13 protein-coding genes are annotated in these 15056 nt (G+C 37.3%); 11 read left to right on the forward strand and 2 right to left on the reverse strand.

The features are described from left to right. From IEV09_RS04655 to IEV09_RS04705, 11 genes are all read left to right on the forward strand, one after another. The coding region (locus tag IEV09_RS04655) for an IS30 family transposase (RefSeq protein WP_188367104.1) at nucleotides 1-204 on the forward strand (204 nt) is incomplete at its 5' end. 419 nt (nucleotides 205-623) lie between these two features. Next, nucleotides 624-1313 carry a response regulator transcription factor gene (locus IEV09_RS04660; protein WP_188367105.1) on the forward strand — a complete coding sequence of 230 codons (690 nt, stop codon included), beginning with the start codon at nucleotides 624-626 and terminating at the stop codon, nucleotides 1311-1313. Further along, entirely contained in the window at nucleotides 1306-2448 is a 1143-nt protein-coding gene (locus IEV09_RS04665) for a sensor histidine kinase (RefSeq protein WP_188367106.1), read from the forward strand. Before IEV09_RS04660 ends, IEV09_RS04665 begins: the two co-directional genes overlap by 8 nt. Before the next feature lie 112 nt (nucleotides 2449-2560). Continuing rightward, nucleotides 2561-4504 (forward strand): ABC transporter ATP-binding protein/permease, encoded by a 1944-nt coding sequence (locus tag IEV09_RS04670; protein ID WP_188367107.1) that lies wholly within the window; start codon nucleotides 2561-2563, stop codon nucleotides 4502-4504. Next, complete coding sequence (locus tag IEV09_RS04675) at nucleotides 4504-6315, forward strand: ABC transporter ATP-binding protein/permease (RefSeq protein WP_188367108.1); 1812 nt, start codon at nucleotides 4504-4506, stop codon at nucleotides 6313-6315. Before IEV09_RS04670 ends, IEV09_RS04675 begins: the two co-directional genes overlap by 1 nt. 209 nt (nucleotides 6316-6524) lie before the next feature. Next, nucleotides 6525-7292: an IclR family transcriptional regulator gene (locus tag IEV09_RS04680; protein WP_188367109.1), complete on the forward strand. Its 768-nt coding sequence runs from the start codon at nucleotides 6525-6527 to the stop codon at nucleotides 7290-7292. A gap of 117 nt (nucleotides 7293-7409) precedes the next feature. Beyond that, entirely contained in the window at nucleotides 7410-8249 is an 840-nt protein-coding gene (gene kduI / locus IEV09_RS04685) for a 5-dehydro-4-deoxy-D-glucuronate isomerase (protein ID WP_188367295.1), read from the forward strand. A 20-nt stretch (nucleotides 8250-8269) separates the two neighbouring features. Beyond that, nucleotides 8270-9061, forward strand: coding sequence for a gluconate 5-dehydrogenase (locus IEV09_RS04690; protein ID WP_188367110.1), 792 nt, complete (start codon nucleotides 8270-8272; stop codon nucleotides 9059-9061). A 113-nt stretch (nucleotides 9062-9174) separates the two neighbouring features. Then, nucleotides 9175-10365, forward strand: a complete 1191-nt coding sequence (locus IEV09_RS04695) for an MFS transporter (RefSeq protein WP_188367111.1) — start codon at nucleotides 9175-9177, stop codon at nucleotides 10363-10365. An 11-nt stretch (nucleotides 10366-10376) separates the two neighbouring features. Continuing rightward, nucleotides 10377-11168 (forward strand): hypothetical protein, encoded by a 792-nt coding sequence (locus IEV09_RS04700; RefSeq protein WP_188367112.1) that lies wholly within the window; start codon nucleotides 10377-10379, stop codon nucleotides 11166-11168. A gap of 190 nt (nucleotides 11169-11358) precedes the next feature. Then, a complete protein-coding gene (locus tag IEV09_RS04705) occupies nucleotides 11359-12894 on the forward strand; it encodes an AMP-binding protein (RefSeq protein WP_188367113.1) in 1536 nt (511 codons plus the stop codon). A gap of 81 nt (nucleotides 12895-12975) precedes the next feature. Here the strand turns inward: IEV09_RS04705 and IEV09_RS04710 are convergent, their stop codons facing one another. Next, nucleotides 12976-13386, reverse strand: coding sequence for a hypothetical protein (locus tag IEV09_RS04710; RefSeq protein ID WP_188367114.1), 411 nt, complete (start codon nucleotides 13384-13386; stop codon nucleotides 12976-12978). 700 nt (nucleotides 13387-14086) lie between these two features. After that, nucleotides 14087-14935: an AraC family transcriptional regulator gene (locus IEV09_RS04715; protein ID WP_188367115.1), complete on the reverse strand. Its 849-nt coding sequence runs from the start codon at nucleotides 14933-14935 to the stop codon at nucleotides 14087-14089. Nucleotides 14936-15056: the final 121 nt, after the last annotated feature.

Genomic DNA, 15056 nt, shown 5'->3' on the forward strand with positions numbered 1-15056 from the left:
CCTCATGCCCCTTGGCAACGAGGAACAAACGAAAACATCAATGGGCTACTAAGAGAGTATTTTCCAAAAGTAGACGATCTAACAGGTTATTCAAAAGACTACATCAATACTTGTATCGAAAAACTAAATAAACGTCCGCGTAAGTGCTTAGGTTGGAAAACACCTTATGAGCTCTTCTTTGGCAAGGTGTTGCGTTTAATTTGACAATTCAAGGGATAATTATTTTTTTGAAGCCATTCAGTACAGTTAAAGGGTAGAATCTTGTGAAAGGTCGATTTAAGCTTACCTAAGGTAGTTGGATTGCCTACAGGCTAAGATTATGTTTAGCAACGAAATCAATCGAAGAACGCTCATAGAAGACTTATTTGGGTATCGTTATAAATGAATAGTAATTTTGAAATGAAACTGAATTTTAATTATCCGATATTTAGACGAATGCTTTCTTTAGTTGCTATTCAGGACATTAGAGAACCTTTTCCTCAACTCGCAAAAGATTCATAGATTAAATTGAATTCAATTGTGGCTATTAAACACAATTGATTCAGGCGATTGCTGGTTTTTGTAGGCAAAGGAGTCCTTGTGTTAAACTACATAAAAGATCAAAAGTAAGGTTGTGGGAAAAGATGAGGTTATTAGTTGTAGAAGACGATGATGATTTACGCTTGGCATTGGTGGAAGGTTTACGGATGAGTCACTATGCGGTCGACGAAACGGCTGACGGAGAAGAAGCATTGTATCTGCTAACGACGGAAGCTTATGATTTAGTATTGCTCGATTTAAATTTACCTAAAATTGACGGGTTTTCTGTTTTGAAACAAATTCGTGAATCAAATGCCGATTTGAAAATTTTGATTTTAAGTGCGAAATCAAATGCTTTAGATAAGGTCGAGGGCTTAGATTTAGGTGCGAATGATTATTTAACAAAGCCGTTTGATTTTATTGAATTAGAAGCGCGGATTCGTAATTTGTTACGGCGTCAGTTTATTCAAGAAAAAAATATCCTGAAATTTCGTAATATCACGTTAAACATTTCAGAAGGTACGGTGGCGATTGGCGATGAAGCGCTCCAACTAACGAAAAAAGAATTTGCGATTTTACGTTACTTCCTATTGAATCGCGACAAGATTATTAGTCAAGAGGAATTGCTGGAACATGTTTGGGATAGTCGTGCCAATCAGTTTAGTAGTTCGATTCGGGTGCATATTGCGTCACTTCGAAAAAAGTTGCAGCATTATGTTGATTATGAAGTGATTGGTACAAAAGTCGGTGTGGGTTACTATTTAGTCAAAGAAGGGGGTATCGGTGATGTTTAAGCGACTCCCTTTACGGATCAAAATCACCATGGTTACAACATTATTATTAGTGATTTGTAGTGTGGGGCTGACGTTAATTATCAGCTATGCCGGAAAACAAATGTCAGTTCAAATTGCTGAGGTGACGACACCAGCTGCGATAATTGATCCGGCTGAACAACCCCAGACAACGCCTGAGACAGCAGAACAAGCCCGAGTCTCTATGACATTAATTGAACAAAATCAAATTTTGAAACGCTATTATTGGACGAGTTTTGGCTATATGATTCTCATTATTTCAATTGGTGGCTTAGCAGCTTATTATTTTGCCGGTGAGGCGTTGCTTTCGGTAAGTGAATTGAATAAAAAAATTCAAGCAAGCTCGTTGGATAATCTATCAGAGCCGCTAACAATTCCTGAATCAAATGATGAAGTCGCGCAATTAACTCGTTCTTTTAATGCTTTAAAAAGGCAGTTGGATGCAGCATTTACGTTTCAAAAAACTTTTTCAGCCAATGTGGCTCACGAATTACGAACACCGTTAACGGTACTTAAAACGAAATTAGCTGTTTTTCAACGTAAAAATCAAGCATTAAATCAAGAAACGCAATTGTTTGTGGCAGATTTAGACAAGCAGGTCACGCGTTTAATTGAAATGGTTGAAAAATTATTAGAGTTAACGAATGATGATGAGATGACTGAGCAATCGGAAGTGGCGCTGTCTGATTTATTTGAAAGCATTCAATTCGATTTTACTGAAAAATTAAACGCGAAACAAATGAGTTTATCGTTCGATGTATCCGATAAAAGTGTCATCAAAGGTGATTTGGATTTACTTTATCAAGCGTTTTATAATCTGATTGACAATGCAATAAAGTACAGTGAAGCGCAAGCAACGATTCGTATTTCCGCGAGAGAAGACGAGCAGTTGCTGACGATATGGGTGACCGATACGGGTATTGGGATTCCTAAAGAACACCATGCGGCGATTTTTAATCCATTGTATCGTGTCGATGAATCAAGGAATCGACAGATTGGGGGTTCCGGACTCGGCCTAGCGATTGTAAAGAAAATCATTACAAAGCATGAGGGAACGATTGAAATCGTTGAGCATGAGGGAACAGGTACGCAATTTTGCATCACTTTGCCGAAATAACAAAAAGGAAGTGTCACAAATCAAAAATTTGTGACACTTCCTTTTTTCTTTACAGCGATTTAACATGCCCTTTGGTAGGATAGTCGTAGAAGATTCGAAAGGGGAAAAAAAGATGATCAAGATTCAACATTTAATCAAAAAAGAGCAAGAGAAAATATTATTAGACGATTTATCCTTAGAAATCGGTAGTGGACTCACATTTATTACGGGGAGTTCTGGAAGTGGGAAGTCAACGTTATTAAGAATTATTGCGGGCATTGATGCTAACTATTCAGGGGGTGTACAAATTTCGGGGCATGCATTAGAGTCGTTAAAAGCTGCTCAAAAAAGCTATTTAGCCAATCGTGTGCTGGGTTTTGTCTGGCAAGATTATCGTTTGTTAGAAGAGTTAACGGTCGAAGAAAACATTCAATTACCGCTGTATTTACAAAAAGAAGCGGCGCAAGATATTCAAAAGGCGATGGCCGATTTAAATATTTTGTCGTTTGCGAAACAAAAAGTCAAAAACTTATCTGGCGGTCAAAAGCAACGAGTGGCGATTGCACGTGAATTAATGAAAGATCCCGCTATTATTTTAGCGGATGAGCCAACGAGTGCCTTAGATCAAGAAACGGCGAAACAGATTATGGCTATTTTTAGAGAGTTGGCTAAAACACGAACGGTAGTGATTGTGACACATGATCAAAGCAATATCACCGCTAAAGATACGGTTATAGAGCTAGAAAATGGTCAAGTGATTGCTTCAAATCAAACCAATCAAACATCAAATACCGTTGATGTCGCCTTGAAAAAAAACCAATCGTTGAGTCTAGTTTCTTTGTTTCGTCTAACGAAGACGAATTTGTTACGTCATCCAGGTCGTGTTGCGATGGCCTTTTTAACATTATTGATTGGAACGAGTTTACTTGTGACAAGTGTTGGGGATAATGTCGAAACCGGAAATAAAGAAGCTTTTGACGCGATTTTTGATGTATACGGACCGAGTGTTTTAGATATTGGGCTCTATGGAAGCTTTACGAGTGCGGTAGGTACTGGTGATGATTCTGAGGACGGGCCAAGTGCGGACGTCAATCAAGACATTCAACACTTATATCAACGGTATTTAAAAGATCCACGCGTTGAATTTGCGGCCTATACACAAGCTTTTGATCAAATTGAAGTCTCGCTTGATTCAGAAACCCATGCAATCACAAGTAGTGGGAATGTACCGGTAATTAATCGGCTAGTTGCGGGGAAAATGCCAACGGGTGCAGGAGAAGAAGTGGTGGTTCCTGAAAGTTTTGCTAAAAAATTAGGTAAAGAACCAGAAGCGTTATTAGGAAAAACGATTGATTTTTCAGGAAAAATTGTTCGGTGGGAAGGCAACGAACCCATTTTTGAAACGACGAAAACCAAAGCGGTAATTGTCGGAGTGATGGATACGACGATGGTCATGAACTCGGAAGGAGAATACTTTGAGTATGTGATTGAAGATTCATTTTTATTTAGTCATCAAGCGTTAACCAATTTATTAAAAGTGATTGACAAAGAAGTGACCGAATTGAGCTTTGTTGTCCGCGCAAAAACACCACAAGAAATGTTAGCGATTCGCGATGAACTCAATCAAGAGGGCATTGTACCATCCGGTCATTTTGAAGTGGTCGAAGATCTTGTACGATTAGGTGACCAGTCGACGACACAAACGACGGTCGTTAACCGTGTGATGATTGCTATCGTATTCGTATTCGTAGCTGCGGTCTATGCCTTTACTGCATTACTTCGTCGACGAGAATATGCGATTTTTAAATTAAGTGGGTATGATCAAGCCAATCTAACAAGATTGACGATTAGTGAAGGGTTGGTTCAAGGCATCTTGGCATTTGTTGGCTTAATCGTGCTATCTCCGGTCATTAATCAACTAAGTACACAGATTTTTTCACAAAAAATGCTGACAGCGGAGACCTTGCCACTTGTCGCCATCTTATTGTTGGCTTTAGTTGGCTTCAGTAGTCTCGTGACCGAGTTAATTTGCCGTCAGACAACGATTATGCGTGCATTTAAGGTAGGGAAGAAATAATGTTTAAATTAACGAATCTAACAAAAAAATACGCTGGAAAAACGATTTTATCTGATGTTAATTACCAATTTCCCGAACAAGGACTCGTTTGTCTACTCGGTGAATCTGGTGTTGGTAAAAGTACGTTAATCAATATTCTGGCCGGACTTGAGACCGATTATCAAGGAACCGTGACAATTGGCGAACAGTCACTCGGACAGTATACACCGGATCAACTAGCCAATTATCGCAAAGATACGATCGGTTTTGTCTTTCAAGACTATCAATTATTGGAAGGTTATACGGCACTAGAAAACGTGCTCTATCCAATGCAGCTACAAGCGCAACCGTTCGAAGCAGCTAAGACTCAAGCACTGGCTTATTTGAGACAGCTTGGACTCACAGCGCAAGTTGACCAAAAAATTGAAACCTTATCAGGAGGCCAAAAACAACGAGTCGCACTGGCTCGCGCACAGATGAATCAGCCACGTGTGATTTTAGCGGATGAACCAACAGGTGCACTCGATCGGAAAAATACAGACGAAGTGATGGCGATGTTGCAGCAAATGGCACAAAAATGTTTAGTTGTGATGATTACCCATGATGCGAGTCTGTGCCAGTATGCCGATGAAGTGATTACGATAGAAGAGCAAAAAATTGTCGTTCAAAAGCAGAGTGAAAATCGAGGCGGAAATCCACCCAAGTCCCTTCATTTAACCGCCTATCCTAAGGTCAAAACTTGGCACTTAGCAATCAAGCAATTCCGTGTGAGCTTAGGCTCGTATGTCTTGATTGCGGCGATGCTTGCGATTGGTGGAATTTGTACTTTATTGACCTTGTCATCGAACCAATTGGTTGGGGATTCACTGCTCGCCTTTCAAGAAAAAAATGACGTCTTGCGTAATGGCTCGATTCGAACGAAATCGGAAACGATTGATTATCAACAGCTATTTAAGGAACTTCTGATCGATCCACGTTTAGAAGAGGTTTATCAACAAACAGTTTTAAAAGATATTCAACTGACAATAGAGGGCCAAACACTTCAATTACCGGAAAAATTTCCGATGGCTAAAAGTGAGGCGACATTTTCTTATGGTGTCATGCCACGTAAAGGAAAAAATGAAATCGCCTTGAGTGGAACGCTAGCTAAGCAGTTTACGCCAAAAATTGATACATTAGTTGGACAAAAAATGATGATTGAAGTTGCGGGGGAAAATTTGACGTTAACAATCAGTGGTATTTACAATGCTGGTTATGATGATTTTTATCTCAGCTCGGATCGTGAACAAATGCTTTACCCGTCAGACCTCAAGCTAAAAGACGTTTATGCCCTTCACTTTGATGTTAAAAATGTTGCTGATGTACCAATAATCAGCCAAATGTTAACCGACAAGAAAATTAAGCACCAAATGTCGGTCGAGCAAGTTACAACGATTTTACAATCTTTCACTAAAATAAAAACGCTCTTTCTCGTTATTGCAGGCTTAGTTATCGCTGTTTGTCTACTGTTGACGGTAATTCTACTTGGAAAATTACAAGCTAGTCGCAAACAAATGATGGGGTTACTAGCAACATTTGGTTTCAATCAAAAACTACGTAATCGATTATTATGGAACGAAAATCTTTTACTGGCTAGTTTAACCGGTGGCTTGCTAGCTATATTTTATATGATTTTAATCGGTTTAACGAAGGTCTTTCACTGGGAATTGGCGATCGGCTGGCTGCCATTTATCTGCTTGTTTGGCTTCATGTTGCTATTAGTCATCGGTACTGGTTGGTTGATTAATCGTAGAACGTTTAAACATTCAACCGTTCAGTTATTGAAAGGCTAGCGAGAATAATAAAAAGGAAGGCGGTGACGGTTGTCAGAGCCTTCCTTTTTCATTCATGTCATCGAATGTAGCACTGATTATTTAGAGAAAAACAACTTTTGTCACACGCCCTTTTTATTGTCGAAAAGATTTCATTTGTCATTTTAAAAATTTGTGTTAGAATTTCTTATATAAAAAGATATTTTCCTAATAGGAAAGGCGTGGGAGAAATGACAAACAAAAAACCTTATGGAACGGTTTTAATCAAAGCAGCGAAAATTTTAGATTATTTGGCGACTGTTGAACAAGGAGCTATTTTAAAAAATATTGCGCAAGAGGTTAAAATGACAGCCTCTACCACTTTGAAAATTTTAGATACATTATTGTTAATTGGCTATGTCAGTCGAAATGAAGCCGATAAAAGTTATACTTTAGGCCCCGCTTTAGCTAAATACAGCAGTCGCTTTTTTGACCATTCACTTTTAAAAAATAGTGCTTCGCCTATTTTAGAACATTTGCAAACGAAAGTCGATGAGACCATTCATTTAGGGATATTAAACGGGATTGAATTAGTTTATGTTGATAAATTAGAACCAAAACATCAGTCGATTTTTATGTCGTCAAAAGTCGGTATGAGTCGTCCATTGTACAGTACAGGTATGGGGAAAATCTTCTTGAGTGATTATACAGAAGAAGAATTAGTTAAATACTTTTCAGAGGTTACTTTGGAAACGTACACGGAAAAAACGATTACGAATAAATTTTTATTAATCAAAGAACTGGCAAAGATTCATGAAACACAAGTCGCCTATGATGATGAAGAGATGGAAAAGGATTGTTTTTGTATTGCGATGCCGATTAATGGACGCGATGGAATGGAAGGTGCCTTTAGTGTCAGTATGCCTAAATTCAGAGGCACGCCAGAAAATGTTGATTACGTGATTACAGAAATGAAAAAGGCCAAAGAACAAATTGAGGAAAAAATCCAACAATATTAATTGTTGGATTTTTTTGTTGAAAAGGGTTGCAATAAAATAAATACTGTTTATAATCAAAGTATAGAATTTCTTTTTTAGAAAAGATATTTCTTAATAGGAAATTAAAGTGAGGGAATAATAATGGAGATGGAAACAAGATACGGTAGTAGTCCAGAAATGATTCGTCATTTTTCAACAGAACAGCTAAGAGATGAGTTTTTAGTCGAGGAACTATTTGTTCCAGGGAAAGTAATGTTAACATACACTCACAATGATCGAATGATCTTTGGTGGTGTGACACCAACAACAAAAGCTTTAGAAATTAAATTATCGACGGAACTCGGTGTCGATTATTTCTTAGAGCGTCGAGAACTGGGTGTCATCAATATCGGTGGTCCAGGCTCAATGATTGTTGAAGGCCAGGAAGAGCCAATGAAAAATCAAGACGGCTACTACATCGGAAAAGAAACAAAAGACGTTCAATTTAAGTCAGACGATGCTGACAACCCAGCGAAATTCTATGTGGTATCTGTACCAGCGCACAAAATTTATCCAACCGTTAAAATTAGTATCGATGAAATTACACCTTTTGAAACGGGCGAAGATAAAACGTTAAATAAACGTAAAATTTATCAATATGTTCATCCAAATGTGTGTGAAAGTTGTCAATTACAAATGGGTTATACGATTTTAGCTGAAGGTTCTTCTTGGAATACGATGCCTTGTCATACGCATGAAAGAAGAATGGAGACGTATTTATATTTTGATATGGATCCTGATACACGTGTTTTCCATTTCATGGGTAAACCAGACGAGACAAAACACTTAGTCATCGGTAATGAACAAGCATGTATCTCACCCAGCTGGTCGATTCATACGGGTGTAGCAACGGCGGATTATACGTTTATTTGGGCGATGTGTGGTGAAAATATTACTTATACAGACATGGATATGGTTCCGATGAAAGACCTTAAATAAAAGGTAGAAGGAGAAAGAGAATGTCGAATTTTAAGATGGATGTATTTAACTTAGATGGAAAAATCGCTTTAGTCACCGGTGGTATTTATGGAATCGGTTTCGGGATTGCTTCAGCTTTGGCTGCAGCCGGTGCCACGATTGTTTATAACAGCAACACAACGGAAGCGGTTGCACAAGCAGAGAAAGATTATGAAGCAAAAGGGATTGACGCCAAAGGGTATGTTTTTGATATTACCGACGAAGAGGCGGTTGCGGCAGCGATTAAACAAATCGAAGAAGAAGTTGGAACGATTGATATTTTAGTCAACAATGCGGGGATTATTAAACGTATTCCAATGCTAGAAATGTCAGCAGCCGATTATCGCCAAGTGATTGATATTGACTTAACCGGTCAATTTATCGTATCAAAAGCAGTAATACCGGGAATGATCACAAAAGGGCACGGTAAAATTATTAACATTTGTTCGATGATGAGTGAACTCGGACGCGAAACGGTCAGTGCATATGCTTCGGCTAAGGGCGGGCTAAAAATGTTAACGAAAAATATTTGTGCCGAGTTTGGTGAACACAACATTCAATGTAATGGGATTGGACCAGGCTACATTGCAACACCGCAAACGGCACCATTACGTGAAGAAGGACATCCTTTCAACAACTTTATTATTGATAAAACACCAGCCGCTCGTTGGGGAGAAGTAGAAGATTTACAAGGACCGGCTGTCTTCTTGGCATCGGATGCTTCAAACTTTGTGAATGGACATGTGTTATATGTTGACGGTGGTATTTTAGCATCGATTGGAAAACAACCATAAATTTAAATGTTTTAAATAAATACGTAAGCGTTATTTTAACAAGTCTAGGTAAAACGCATTAGCGCTTTTTATCCTAGACTTGTTTGATTATATGATTAAGGTGGCAATGATAGATGAATTATCAAAATTTAAGTCACTCAGACAGGTATATCCTACTTTGTTGTTATTTTATATTCTTCGTGAATGGTCTCTATGCAATGGTTTTTGGTGCAATTATTCCCTTGATTAGCACAGAGTACCAATTAAGTGATACGATGAGTGGCTTACTGTTATCAGGGCATCAAATGGGCAATTTAATTGCCGGATTAGTGGCTGGTATTTTACCGGTTTATTACGGACGCAAGAAATCGATTCTCTTTTTGAGTAGTTTTGTGATGGTTGGTTTTCTGATTATGATTGTGACAGGCAATCCAATCTTACTTCTTTCTGGTTTCTTTTTCACTGGAATTAGTCGTGGAAGTATCTCCAATTTTAATAATAAAACTGTGAATGATATATCTCACAGTGATCCCGCTGCGCTCAATTTATTGCATAGTATTTTTGCTATTGGAGCGTTGATTTCCCCTTTTCTAGTAATTGGTACGACAAATTTATTTGGTCATACGGGTTGGAAATGGGTTAGCGGCTTAATGATTGTGCTAATTTTAATTTCACAGATATTGTTTAGCCGAATGGATGTTGAGGACACGGTTGAAGAGAAACAGACACAAAACGTCAAAGATTATTCGTTCTTCAAAGATCGCTTCTTTTGGAATGCCGTGTTGATTTTATTCTTTTACCTTTGCGCGGAGTCCGTCATCACAGGTTGGCTTGTAAAATATTTTATTGATACCAACACGTTACAAGTCAGTCAGGCACAATTAATTTCCTCATTATTATGGTTAGCAATTTTGTTAGGACGCTTGTTCTGTGTCTTTTATGGTAGTCGTTTTACTAAAGGCAATTTAATTACGGGTATTAGTTTTGGGATGACTATTTTTTATTTTCTATTATTAAATAGTACGAATTTAACCATGATTTTAATTTCGATTACAGGTCTGGGTTTTTCGATGGGGGGGATTTATCCAACAGCGATGACGATTGCAGGTGCATCAATTAAAAAGCATCCGATGGCGATGGGCTGGATTTTAATTATCGGTGGTATTGGGGCGATTTTAATGCCAACGATTACCGGTATTTTGTCGGAAAATATGAACATCTTTGCGGGAATCGCAGCAGTGGTTGTGGCAATTATACTGATGTTTCTGAGTGTTTTATGGTACCGTTTCGGTAATGAAAAAAGGATTGAAAAAATAAATAGATAGGGGCGATTGAATTGTTAACATTACGATTAAAAAAAGAAGATAGGGTCATAGCAGAGCGAAGTCATGAGGAAGAAACGTATTTAGCATTTCAAGGTAGGGAATATAGTGTCGGAGAAGTGATTGAATTGGAACTTGAGCAAGCCAATCAGTTGGTTTGGGTTCAAGTCGATGAGGCGCTAGAGCCAAGTTTGATTTATGTCACAGAAAAAAACTGGGAATACCCGATTATTGTAGAAGAACAATTACGACTGGCTTATCCGAGTAAGATTTTTATAGGTGGTGAACATTATCTTCGTGCTTGGTTGCCAACAGCAGAAGAAACTCAACGTTACCGTAACTTGGCTCGTAATACCCACGACCAAAAAGACGATACGAACGCCTATCCTCACGCCCATGCGAACGTTGAGACGAGAAATGATTCAACCTTCTTTGCCCGTAATGCAATTGATGGCATATTAGCCAATGAAGATCATGGACCGTATCCTTACCAATCATGGGGCATTAACCAACGTAAAGATGCCGAAATCACCATCGATTTTGGTCGCGAAGTAAGACTTGATAAGCTAGCTCTAGTTCTACGTGGTGATTACCCACACGATAGTTATTGGACACAAGTCACCGTTGTTTTTTCAAATGGCGAGGAGCGTATTTTGGAGACAACCAATCAACTCGATCGTCAATATTTTGCGATACCTGAAACAAAAACAACGTCGATCACCTTAAAAGACTTAATAAAAAACGAAGATGAATCACCGTTTCCAGCATTGACCCAAGTAGAGGCTTATGGACGAGAAGTGAATTAGCTAGAAAAGTAATGCTCAATGGCACATTGTCATAGAGCATTACTTTTTTGTATTTGGATGAGTCACTTAGTTTTGACTTGTGCTGAGTAAGAATTATCAATCAGGCTATTTTTACTCTCCAAATTTACAAGTAAGTATGTTATTATTCTATAGTGAAATAATATACAATGATGTAAGAAAGAGGAGAACTATGTCAGTAAAACCACTAAACTTATATACGAATTTTTATGAAGCTGCTAAAAAATATCCAGAGAACCGTTTGATTTCAGATGAATTGTTAGGTGCTTTTCCTGAAATTAAATATGAAACAACTTATCAAGAAATAGTCCCGTTAATTCAACAACGAGCGTTTCAGTTGGCAAGTTTTGGAATTAAAAAAGGCGACAAAGTGATGATCTATAAGAGTCCTAAAATGGATACTTATTTATTAGCGGTTGCGTGTGCTTATTTAGGTGCTGTTCCTGTAATGGTTTCGTACCATTTTTCACTAGCAACACTAAAAGTCTTCAATGAGCGCTTGGATCAGCCATTTATTTTGTTTGATCATGAAACACAAACGACAGTCAGCTTATTAAAAGAAAGTGATCCAATCAAACAAATTCATACACGTGATTTAGTTTTGAAGCCCTATCAAGAGGTGGCGCAGCAATTTTTAGCGGATGATGAGATTTCTTATATGACACATACATCGGGTACAACGGGTATTCCTAAGTTAATTTGTCATTCAGCCTATTCGATGGGATGGCGTGTCGCTTGGCAGCAAGAAATTTTTAAGAAAATCGAATCCGATAACAAATTGTTAAGCTTCCATATTTCACCTGTTCATTCGCGTTACAATATTGGCATGACTTCTTTGATGAGTCTGGGCTTTGAAATTTTGTGTTTGAACAACCCAAAATTAGCAAATGTCTCAGCGATGTTGTCATTGTATCAACCGATTGCGCTTGAGACCCATCCAAATAATTTTGTCCAATGGCGTCAATTAGCAACGAGTGCGGCTGAGGCCTTTTATTCGATTAAATATTATCACTCAACATTTGATGCGATTAACTTAGGCACGATGAAAGAATTTTTAACGGCTTCTAATCAGGAAAATGCTCGTTTTCTGCAAGTTTATGGTCAAAGTGAGTGCGGTCCAATGATTTTAAAATCGCATCGTTTGGAGTCGATTAACCAAACCGATTCGCGTAATATGGGACATGGTTTAGAAGGCTTCACACAAGCACGAATTACCGATGCAGCAGGTGTCGAGTTGCCAGTCAATACAAATGGGCATATTCAATTTTACTCAAAAGGGCGTGCATTAACGTATTATAAAGAATCTGAGCGTTTTGATGAAAATGTTTATGACGCTTGGTGGGATAGTGGCGATTATGGTTCAATCGATGAGGAGGGCCAATTGTATTTAAAAGATCGCCAAGTTGATGTGATTGATCAAATCGATAGTACGTTAGCGATTGAAGATTTTTTACTTGATTCGCTTTCGTTTTTAGATGAAGTGGTGATTATTCGTGGTGAAAATTACTCAACCCAGCCGATTGTTGCATTAAAGTCTGACATGCAAATGGATTGGGACGCTTGGTGGCAGGCAATTGCGGATTTGCCACATATGAACGAACCACTAATTTATGCTTTCGATGAAATTCCACGTACAGCGACAATGAAAGTTCAACGCCTATTATTACAGGAAAAATTTAACCAGGAAAAGGGCTTGTCACGATATTAATCTTGTTTAAAGCAGAATAAATAATCAAAAAAACCATTCGCAGATTTTAAAAAATCGAGAATGGTTTTTTGATGTAGAAGATTAAGGCATGGAAATCTCGACTAAATCCGCTTTGATGATACCATTATATTCGCCATAGATAGTCACGGTATTGTGTAGAGAAAAATCAGTCGTTGATTGGTTAATAATATGAAGTCTTGTTTGACCATCGGCTAACTCTAAAACAAATCGATCCGCTTTCTGGATAGACGGACTATTTTTCCCATCTGTTTTAGTAATGACACCAGTCGCTTTGATTAGTGTTCGCATCGGAATTTCCTCCGCGTGATAGGCAGAATCTTCATATAAGACAGCCTTTTCTTTTAAAGAAGCCAAGTAATCTTCGGTGTAGTTTGTGGTTGGCATTTGGTTCGGAATCATTCCTTTAAAAGTAAAAATAAAACTAACAAGTACGATAATGAAAAGGATCATTCTTTTTTTAGTTAGTGTCATGGGCGGTTACCGCTAGTCATGAACAATGTGCTATTTTTAAATAAAATGATAGCAACGATACTAGGGAGTAAAAAGAAGCTAAGGATTGGTTTGATGAATAAGAGTACAAGGAAGCAACTGATTAAAATAGTATTGATGAAGGTTAGGTATATTTTTTGGATGCTAAAATAAAAAGCTGTTTTTAAGAGTACAATTGTTGGCTGAAAAGGATTTCTAATTGAGAAATAGAGATAGGTTAAACTTATACCGAATACGAAGAAAAATAATAACAGATAAATTGGTGGAAAAAATTTTAATTGTTCGGTTTTAATAGTATAATTGATTGATGTATAAACGACAAAAAACAATAAATTTGTGATGAATGAAAAAGGAAGGGCTTTCTTTATGGATTGAAAAAGCGTTGTTAAATATTCTTTGGGTGTTGGAAGTAGCTGAAGACGATCAAACGTGTTCACAGAGTGTAAAAGTAGAAACAAACTTGGAAAAAAAGTTAAAGAAGTAAGAGTGTATAGAAAGATGTTTTTAAAAGAAAAAGGAACAAGAGATATGCTTAAAAATAACGGTAGGTTTATCAAAGTAAAACTAAGGTTATGTAGGAGCGCCCAATAAATAAGTTGTGAAATTTTGTAAAAGTAATGATTATCAAAGGATTTTCTATTCATAATTAACTCACTTTCTGATTTGAGAGTGTTCATCTTTTTTATCTGTCTAGTTTATTTTGTTCATAAATTTGTTTCGCATACTGTTTTGGAGCTAAGCCGGTAATTTTTTTAAACGTTCGAATAAAGTTTGCATAATCATTGAAACCGCTTAAAAAACAAACTTCGGTAACATTGGAGTGTGTCTCAAGCAGTTGTTTTGCGAGAGAAATACGACTCAATAAAATATATTGATAAATGGTACTACCAACTTCTTTTTTAAACAATCGATTTAAATGAAAGCCGGATAGACCAAATTGCTCCTCTAGAGAAGTTAAGCTGATATCTAAAGTAATATTTTCTTGAATATAATTCAACATTTTTTGAATTATATCGGAGAAATGATTCGTCGGAACTATTTTTGGAGCATGGAAAAATTGCTGATTAATTAGAACAAGAATTTGCGTGAGCAAAGAGTTGGTCAGTACATCTTCACCATAATCTAAGGATTTATAAATGGCTGTTAGTTGATCAAATAGAGAAATCAGTTTCTCTCGGGCAGGTGAAGTTAAATGAATTAATGAATGCTTTTTTTCTGGATCAAAACAAACAAGTAAGTTCGTTTTTTTGCTGGATAATTCGATGATTAATTTTCTGGGAAGGTGAATAATATAGCGTTCATACATACTTTTACCTAAAGGTTTGGGTCCGTGAATTTGGTCATTGCGGATTAAAATTAAATCGCCTGGTTTTAAAATCAGTGATTGATTATCGATAAAAAATTGTACATTTCCATCCATAAATAAATAAATCTCATAATAGTTATGAACATGGAGTTCTACAGGTGGACCATGGTTGATTAGATGGCTAAAATCTGCACCATCTTGAAAGTGCTCAATAATATAATCCATTATAAATTCCTTTCTTGATGTCATTTTTCGCAATAAATACGCCATTTTTAGCAAAGAAAAGGCTTACAATGTATATTATAATAAACTCAAGCAAAAGGCAATAACGAAATATTTAGTGGGA

This window comes from Enterococcus alcedinis (assembly GCF_014635985.1).
In the GTDB taxonomy this organism is placed as follows: domain Bacteria; phylum Bacillota; class Bacilli; order Lactobacillales; family Enterococcaceae; genus Enterococcus_I; species Enterococcus_I alcedinis.

What these genes read in the sequence shown, in the direction of transcription:
- IEV09_RS04660 (WP_188367105.1), top strand. Translation starts at nt 624, where the DNA reads ATGAGGTTATTAGTTGTAGAAGACGATGATGATTTACGCTTGGCATTG.
- IEV09_RS04715 (WP_188367115.1), bottom strand. Translation starts at nt 14,935, where the DNA reads ATGGATTATATTATTGAGCACTTTCAAGATGGTGCAGATTTTAGCCAT.
- IEV09_RS04710 (WP_188367114.1), bottom strand. Translation starts at nt 13,386, where the DNA reads ATGACACTAACTAAAAAAAGAATGATCCTTTTCATTATCGTACTTGTT.
- IEV09_RS04665 (WP_188367106.1), top strand. Translation starts at nt 1,306, where the DNA reads ATGTTTAAGCGACTCCCTTTACGGATCAAAATCACCATGGTTACAACA.
- IEV09_RS04690 (WP_188367110.1), top strand. Translation starts at nt 8,270, where the DNA reads ATGTCGAATTTTAAGATGGATGTATTTAACTTAGATGGAAAAATCGCT.
- IEV09_RS04675 (WP_188367108.1), top strand. Translation starts at nt 4,504, where the DNA reads ATGTTTAAATTAACGAATCTAACAAAAAAATACGCTGGAAAAACGATT.
- IEV09_RS04680 (WP_188367109.1), top strand. Translation starts at nt 6,525, where the DNA reads ATGACAAACAAAAAACCTTATGGAACGGTTTTAATCAAAGCAGCGAAA.
- IEV09_RS04695 (WP_188367111.1), top strand. Translation starts at nt 9,175, where the DNA reads ATGAATTATCAAAATTTAAGTCACTCAGACAGGTATATCCTACTTTGT.
- IEV09_RS04670 (WP_188367107.1), top strand. Translation starts at nt 2,561, where the DNA reads ATGATCAAGATTCAACATTTAATCAAAAAAGAGCAAGAGAAAATATTA.
- IEV09_RS04705 (WP_188367113.1), top strand. Translation starts at nt 11,359, where the DNA reads ATGTCAGTAAAACCACTAAACTTATATACGAATTTTTATGAAGCTGCT.